The sequence below is a fragment of the Acinetobacter sp. ANC 5045 genome, assembly GCF_004331005.1.
GTDB classification, from domain to species: domain Bacteria; phylum Pseudomonadota; class Gammaproteobacteria; order Pseudomonadales; family Moraxellaceae; genus Acinetobacter; species Acinetobacter towneri.
Genome location: NZ_SJNS01000035.1, coordinates 1 through 7,435, shown reverse-complemented (window position 1 = coordinate 7,435; position 7,435 = coordinate 1). Strand labels below are relative to the sequence as shown.

Sequence of the window (7,435 nt, the reverse complement as noted above, 5' to 3'; positions counted from 1 at the left end):
CGATATGCAACAATTGGGTAGAGAATCAAATGCGACCTTGGGCCTTAGGGCGCAAGAACTGGCTGTTTGCTGGCTCGCTGCGCAGCGGCCAGCGAGCGGCGAATATCATGACTTTAATCCAGTCAGCAAAGCTGAATGGCTTGGATCCGTATGCCTATTTAAGTGATGTGCTGAAAAGGCTGCCGACGCATAAAGCGACCCAAATAGAAGAATTACTGCCACATCGCTGGAAATCCAACTCAAATTAAAAAATAGGCATGGGGTTCAGCGGACGCTTACCTTTAAACATTGGTAAGTTTTGAATTTCCATATTCATCACTCAAATATTGAGGATTATAGTCCGTGGATTAAAACACTTCAATTCCTGATAGTTCTTGTATTTATGGTAGTCACCTATGAATCAAGAACTAGCACTGTCGATTGGCGCAAAAATTAGGGAAACTCGAAAAAATAAATCTATTAGCCAAGAACAATTAGCCTTATCAACAACAATTGATCGTAGCTATTTGGGGCGAATTGAAAGGGGAGAAGTCAGCATTACTGTTGAAAAACTCTACCAAATCTCACAAACACTCAATGTTGACCCTAAAATATTACTCCCTTGAAAGATATCTTTTAAGGAGATGTGGAGCTAAGAGATGATCAACTTTCAAGTTTGTTCTAAGCTTTACCTCTTCAATAATATCTATAAGCGTTTCTGTATTCTGATGAAGCTGTGACTCCAAATCATCAATTTGAGTGCGTAGATTTTTATTGGTGTCCGTAAGAGCCTGCCTTGTCTTTTTATTTACATAAAGTTGCTGTTCTTTAGTCTTTAGATGTAGTGGCGAAATCTGCTCAGATACATACAGAGATATTAGCTTCTTCCTTTCAGCCGAACTCAAAGTACTAAGCCCACCTGATATATACCCTTTAGCTGTTAGACGATTATGAAGAGTTTTGTGCGAAATAGGGGATTTTTCAAAGCCTTCAATCAACATCATTTGCAATTCTTGTTCGATGACTTCATCTAATTGTTTACCACGTAACATATCAGGCTTCCTTAGATTCGATTTTTTGCTGTTCTATGGCAAACAGTTCACTTAAGGTTGTTGGTAATTTATCGATCGCATCTCCATAAGGAAAAACAGGAACAGGAGTTAAACTATTTTGCCTATCAAGTGCTTTTGTTTTTAAATCACTTAAATAAAGTATTTTTTGACGTAAATCCTCAAGCATTTCGCTATAAGATAAATCATGGACTACGATTTGCTCTATGTGTGCAAACTCATCTAGCAATTTATTCAAAGTATGTTGTAGGGCTTCTAATTCACCTTTACGTCCAGTTAAAGCAAAGTTTCCACATTGATCACCTGATTGGCAGGCAAGTCGTTTAGGGCAATCGTGTACAGCGATTTCACGCATACATCCACCAAAAGGCAAGGGGTGTAAACAGGCATGACGTTGAACTAATGAATCGGCTAATGATTGATCCTCTTTAACCAATTCATTAAAAGATTCAGCGATATCTTGGAAATATTCATCAAAGAAAGATTCCTTTACATAACTTGCTACTTCATTTTTGGAATCAAATGTCTGTAAATTCTTCTTTAGATTATTTTCCAGATCCAATTGGTCTGAAAAGTACATTAATCCATCATGCTTAATAGAATCAATTGGATAATCTGGCTTTAGTTCTTGTTTATCATTCTCGTAAAGTGCCAATTCATGTTTTTCTAACAAACTAGCTGTGACTTTACGTTGTTTTAAGGCTAAGTGTTGATAATATTGATTCTGCTTGATGTCTACACGCCCCATGAGCATTGCTTGCAGATGTTCAGCTAAACCACTGAGAGCGAGAAAAGTATTGATGTTGTGCCGAGGAATATGACTTGTTAGTTTTGAATGCTCTTCATTATCCTCCAATAAATTATATTTTTCAAAAACTGAAATATGCGTAGAGTTGCCTAAGAAACTATTCACAATATTAATGTTAAGTGGAATCACATTCGTTTTGTTTGAAAATGATCTTTTTAAAGTCGCTGATTTAAATTCATGAATAAAGATCAGATCCTCAAAGGGAATTTTTTCAACTTTTCCTTCATAATTAAAAACATGGTCTATAGGATGTTCAGAGTCATAGTTAGCTAACCCTTTAATAAAAGCATTAATATCATGTTTTAAATAATATTTTTCAACCTTTTGACCAAATTTGTTTTCCTTGAAAATAGGTGTATTTTTAAGAGTCTTAATGACAACTTCACGTTGTCCAGCTCGACCTCTATAGGTATCTTTAACTCCAAAAACATTTCCAATCAAATCATCAATTTCTGCAAAATCTTCACCAATGTCATCAATAGATTTTGGCAAGAAATCTGAGCAATTTTTTGACCTAATATAATGAAGATGCTCTCTATAATCTTTGGTGAGTTCTAACACAGATTGAAATATTGTCTCAACTAAATTTGCAGATAATGGCTCAACCCAGTGAATTCTAAAGCCAGCTCCTTTCGCACCATGATATTGAATTCCCAAAGTGTATTGCTTTTTGCCATCTAAAGTTAAATGCTCTTTTGTTACTGGATCAAGAATAGGTTGTTTAATCAATGCATCTGTTTTTAGAAGGATTGCTTCTGTTGAGCGTAAACCAGTAACAATAAGCAATAATAAAAGATTTAGAACAATCTTTTCACCATTCGTCTCACACAAACTGATGAGTGAAACAATATTTATAAATGTACGGATTGAAATCAGCTTTTCTTTATCAAGATCATCATCATCTAGTTCCAATTGATCAATTAAAGCTTTTGTCTTCTTAGCATTTGGGGTTCTATTCTGACGGTTTATGTATAGGTATTTTTGAGAAAATTCTAAAGGTTGTTCAGTAAAAGCGTAATGATTTAACATCTCCTGTAATCTAAGGTATGTACCAGCATGATCAGGAAGATTCGTTTTACTCGAATTTTCTGCCAAAATTTCAAAAGACTTATTTAATATTAATGTAGATAAATGGCAGGGATGTATGCTCTCCATTTTTTCAGCATGTAGAGCACTATACCAACGCTTCAGGATTAAAAATTCTGCATATAGCTTTTGGGGAGATGCTTTGGAGTTAGATTTACGATAACTAAGAATAAGTACAGATTTAATAAATTCTTGAAATTTTTCATCAATTTTGGTGTCCTTTACCCCCCTCAATCGTTTAATACTTCCAAAAGTAAAATGACTCTGCCCACTTCTTGATAGCAACCAACCTGATCCAACCGTACCACCATACCAAGATGAGTCATTCCAATCCCATTTAAAATTAGACTGTAAATTTTGATTAAAGTAAGTTTTTTGTTCTTCAATAAAAGTATTATATTTTTCAATGTTCATGAATATCATCCTTCTGTAATGCGCAACGAGCTATTACAGATTCAATTTCGAATTTAGTTGACTCATGCACTCGAATCAATGGATTTCTAGATACGCCAATGCCGTCTGATAGCTTAATAAGATCATTGATTTCACTTTGTATGCTTTCTAAAACATGATTATGGTTAGCATCAATAAAAGGATGAAAGTACATACAACCATAGCAATTGCGAACTGGTTGAAATAAACATTTGTTTTCGTAGGAGCAACCACCAATATCATAATGAAGTTTGCTACCAATATTTCCTAGTACTTTTTTTTGATGCCAATCTTTCTTATTAACTAGTCTTCCAGTCATGAGCATGGCGATCATTTGTCTGTACAGAGAATTCTTACCAAGTGCTTGTGCTCTAATTTGAGCTAATTCAGGAGTAGAAAAAATATAATGTCTAGCAGTTACAACAGAAGAGTGACCTAAGATATAAGCAATTTCTTCAGCAGAAGATCCTGCCATTGCCAAACTATAGCCAACATGATGCCTAAAATCAGAAAAGGAATACTTTTGCTTTATCATTTCACCAGAAAGAACAGCTTCTCTATAGGTTTCAGGAGCAAAATCAAATAATTGTGTATTAATAGCTTTTGAGCAAAAACGTGCAGAATTTCCCCCTAAATCAAATAACTTATCTTTTGGACTCAAGTCAAATCTTTCAATAAAAGCAATAATAATTTGAGCAACTTCTTCTGGTAATTTTACTGCGATCTTTTCATGTACATAACGTGCTTGTTTTGCATAGGGAATTAGTATGCTATAGCGATGAAAATGATCAGTAGTACGTGTGGTATCTATTTTTATATCTTCAGCTGATAACTTAGCTAATTGCACAGGCCTAAGACCAGTTACATACACCAAGCCAAGTATTGATGAGTAAAGCAGTGTTTGTTTATCAATACCTTGAAAATCATCTTTGATAGCTTGGTTTAGCTTAATAAAGCCTTGTTGAATCATTGAATTAAGAGGGTAATCAATAGAATCTTCGTATTGTTGGTAATATAAGCTTGAATTAAATGCTTTAGGACGTTCAAGAAATTCCAACTCGTATTCGTGGTCAAGATCAAAGCATGAAAAGTTCTCAAGAAATAGTAGCTTCACCAAAAACTTAAAATGATAATAGTATGTAGAATTATCGGCTTTTGCTAAATCAACCAATAAAGATTTCGCATTCTGATAATCAAGCTTTAAGTTTCTAGTTTTTAGCGACTTGATTGCAAAAGCGTAAGCCTGTAATTTAGCTTCAAGTGCAGATGGCGTATTAACTTGAATGTAATTAGCTAGAAAAAATTTAGCCAATTTTTTCTCTGACGAACTGAAGTTAGAAAAGTTTAAGTGAAGTTTTTTTCCTGAATAAGAAAAATTCCAAACATCGTTAGATGTTTGAACGAACTTGCTATCAAATTTATCCGCTCTATGAAATCGAATGATTGTCGGTAAGTGTAAAGACTCTATGAGCCTAAGGTCAGCATCATGGAAAATAATAAATTCACTGTGACTATTATCAATTTTTTCAAAATCTAGACTAAGTTGGGACATATTTTTATCAATCAAAATTTAATACTGGAATCTATGATCCGAGCCAAGTTCATAAAATTAGCTCGTTCTACAATAAAGCGTTTACCATAATATATAGGCATTGTACTTGTAGGTGACCAACCACCTAAGGCTCTTAGATCATCCTGTGCTTTTAGTAGAGCATCATTTACACTTTGTTTGAGATCAGAATGACTAACATTTTCTTTCTTATATTTCTCAAAAGAAAAACTTAACATCATATAAGCCCAAGAATGTCTACATACGTGTGGAGTTAGACGTTCTATTGAATCATAAGCTGAAGTATCAAAACACTCAGGCAACAATGCTTTTAATGATAAATCTACCTGATCAAATATCTTTTTAACACTGGCATAACTTAAAGCAGAGTAGGGAGGCTTTAAAGATGTAAATAAGATTTGTGAAGGGATTTCATTTCGGATTTCATTCATATAAATTTGAAGGATTCTATAGTCTCGTTCCTGTAGTTTTATTACTCGGTACGAATATTCATTTTTGATTTTTGGCTTTTTTGATCGATCATCAAACTCATCATCTGTATTTGTAATAATTAAGCTAAAGTTATGATTCTGAATTGATTTTTTAATAGAATTAGTTGTTAGTAGCATAAGTTCACCAATTCTAAGACCATAGTTAAGCATGAGATGTATGATCAGAAAATTTCTGAGTTGCACACTTTTAGATCTAAAAGGATTTAATTCATTGTATTTATTAGCGTTGCTCGGTGAAATAACTGAATACAATCCTTTAATCATTTCCTGATTCATGCTCTTAAAATTATGATTTATCTCACTTTTAATTGTTTTATTGGCTTTTGAAAAGTTATTTATAATTTTTTTCTTTATTGTCATATATTTATTCAAGTTTTCTTTAATTTTTTGAATTTCTTTTAACGTGAGTTGTGGTTGTGATTGGATGCTTAAGTATTCATCAATCAAAAAGTTGTAAAACTTTAGAAAGGATCTAATTCTATGGCCAATTGTTGTGTAATTGGTATGGTCTGTATTTCTTAGCCGAATAAGATTGCTATCAATTTTTTTATTATTTTCTAAATAGACAATGAAATTATCAATTTCACCTTGAATGATCTCAAAATTGTAGGATGTCGAGTAGAACGACTCACAAAAGGATGTCGAAAACTTTTCATACCAAAATTCATACCAAAATTTTATTGCGATTAAATCTGCATGCTGTGTGGATATGCTTTGAAATCTAAGAAACTTCATTGTGTACAGCATAGGGTACAAACATGGACAAGATGAATTTAGATCAAATAAAAGAATAATTTGATTTTCGTTTGAGACTTTCTTTTCTAAATGAATTGTTTTTAAAGCAAACATAGTAAAGTTTATGAAGTATTCTTAAGGTAAACATATCATATTTTATAAGTAAAATAGAAATCACTTAAGTTATTGAATTTTGGTTTAAGTAAGCGTCATGCGACACATAAGTTGACATTACTGCAATCTAATAATCAATAGCTTAAAGCTTTTAATGACATAGAATGTCAGCAGTTAACGACACATAAGTTGTCATTTTTATACTTAATGTATTCAATTACTTGAAGAAAATGTTTCAAAAATCAATTAAGTCCTCATTTATTCGGCTATTTTGCATTTTAAGGTGGGATTTTTTTTAAATCTCGCCTTATTTTTTAACTTACCAAAACTCTAATTTTTGCAATCTAAGGTTGAATTACTTGAGCTAATCAATTTTAAAATTTGCATTATAAGGTTGAAAGTGAATTTAGCTTTTTAATAATCCTTTTAGTTGACTCAAATATTCATTTGCTTTTTGTTGAGCATTTTCTTCTGATAAATTCAAATCAGATTGAATCTTAATGATGCTTTGTTCAAACTGGTTCAATTCCAAATCACTCAATCGTTGTTCATCTTTGTACATATCTATAGTTGCTCGACACAAATGAATGAAGTGTGCTGTTGTTTTGTGCTGATAATTACAACAAGCATGAATGATATTTTTGAGTCGTCTGTGGCGTAGCTCAATATTGATTGGTTTATAAGTTGGATGACTTGCGCTAAAAAATAGTGCCTTATCTATGGCATCACCACTATACCAACCTTTATCCAAATTTTCTTGTGCTGCTTGAATGTAAATTTCTGCTACTCGTTTCCTGTCAGCCAAAATGTATTTCTCTATTTCAGCTTGGTCAGTTAAAAGCTCAATTGGTACAAACTGAACTTTAGTGCCGTATCTGTTTTGGGTAGATTGATCATTTACTCGCAGAAAAATGGTTGCACCTATTTCTATATCTTGAACCGTACCGGGTTTGTCGGAGACCAAGCTTTCTGAGAGAATGTCCCGATGAAAAAAGTAAAATATACCCCTGAAATCAGAGAAAGAGCGGTTCAATTATTGATTGAATCCGAGAAAGATTATCCATCGAATTGGGCTGCGATCACCGCTATTGCTCCCAAGATAGGTTGTACTCCTGAAACTCTACGTGTTTGGTATCAAAAATATTTAGAT

At 33.1% G+C, this 7,435-nt stretch carries 7 protein-coding genes and 1 pseudogene; 3 read left to right on the top strand and 5 right to left on the bottom strand.

Annotated elements, in window-relative coordinates; translation table 11 throughout:
• Together E0H79_RS14845 and E0H79_RS14840 are read left to right on the top strand one after the other, a co-directional pair.
• Positions 1–248: transposase domain-containing protein (locus E0H79_RS14845; RefSeq protein WP_131262047.1), on the top strand; the 248-nt coding region annotated here is incomplete at its 5' end.
• Positions 249–395: 147 nt separating this feature from the next.
• Positions 396–605, top strand: a complete 210-nt coding sequence (locus tag E0H79_RS14840) for a helix-turn-helix domain-containing protein (RefSeq protein WP_087445546.1) — start codon at positions 396–398, stop codon at positions 603–605.
• Here E0H79_RS14840 and E0H79_RS14835 read toward each other — a convergent pair.
• The 5 genes from E0H79_RS14835 to E0H79_RS14815 all read right to left on the bottom strand — a co-directional run bounded on the left by E0H79_RS14835 (position 594) and on the right by E0H79_RS14815 (position 7,249).
• A complete protein-coding gene (locus E0H79_RS14835; RefSeq protein WP_131262046.1) occupies positions 594–1,031 on the bottom strand; it encodes a hypothetical protein in 438 nt (145 codons plus the stop codon). The genes E0H79_RS14840 and E0H79_RS14835 overlap by 12 nt on opposite strands.
• Position 1,032: 1 nt before the next feature.
• Positions 1,033–3,357 carry a hypothetical protein gene (locus E0H79_RS14830; protein ID WP_131262045.1) on the bottom strand — a complete coding sequence of 775 codons (2,325 nt, stop codon included), beginning with the start codon at positions 3,355–3,357 and terminating at the stop codon, positions 1,033–1,035.
• Complete coding sequence (locus tag E0H79_RS14825; RefSeq protein ID WP_131262044.1) at positions 3,347–4,927, bottom strand: site-specific integrase; 1,581 nt, start codon at positions 4,925–4,927, stop codon at positions 3,347–3,349. The genes E0H79_RS14830 and E0H79_RS14825 overlap by 11 nt, the downstream gene beginning before the upstream one ends.
• Before the next feature lie 11 nt (positions 4,928–4,938).
• Positions 4,939–6,285: a site-specific integrase gene (locus tag E0H79_RS14820; protein WP_131262043.1), complete on the bottom strand. Its 1,347-nt coding sequence runs from the start codon at positions 6,283–6,285 to the stop codon at positions 4,939–4,941.
• A gap of 406 nt (positions 6,286–6,691) precedes the next feature.
• Positions 6,692–7,249, bottom strand: coding sequence for a hypothetical protein (locus tag E0H79_RS14815; RefSeq protein WP_228258800.1), 558 nt, complete (start codon positions 7,247–7,249; stop codon positions 6,692–6,694).
• Between the two features lie 21 nt (positions 7,250–7,270).
• Between E0H79_RS14815 and E0H79_RS14805 the strand changes: the two are divergent.
• Positions 7,271–7,435: pseudogene (locus E0H79_RS14805) on the top strand (IS3 family transposase); the annotation flags it as partial.

Bases quoted from the DNA above. Each gene is read 5' to 3' on its own strand.
- E0H79_RS14840 (WP_087445546.1), top strand. From the start codon at position 396: ATGAATCAAGAACTAGCACTGTCGATTGGCGCAAAAATTAGGGAAACT.
- E0H79_RS14835 (WP_131262046.1), bottom strand. From the start codon at position 1,031: ATGTTACGTGGTAAACAATTAGATGAAGTCATCGAACAAGAATTGCAA.
- E0H79_RS14830 (WP_131262045.1), bottom strand. From the start codon at position 3,357: ATGAACATTGAAAAATATAATACTTTTATTGAAGAACAAAAAACTTAC.
- E0H79_RS14825 (WP_131262044.1), bottom strand. From the start codon at position 4,927: ATGTCCCAACTTAGTCTAGATTTTGAAAAAATTGATAATAGTCACAGT.
- E0H79_RS14820 (WP_131262043.1), bottom strand. From the start codon at position 6,285: ATGTTTGCTTTAAAAACAATTCATTTAGAAAAGAAAGTCTCAAACGAA.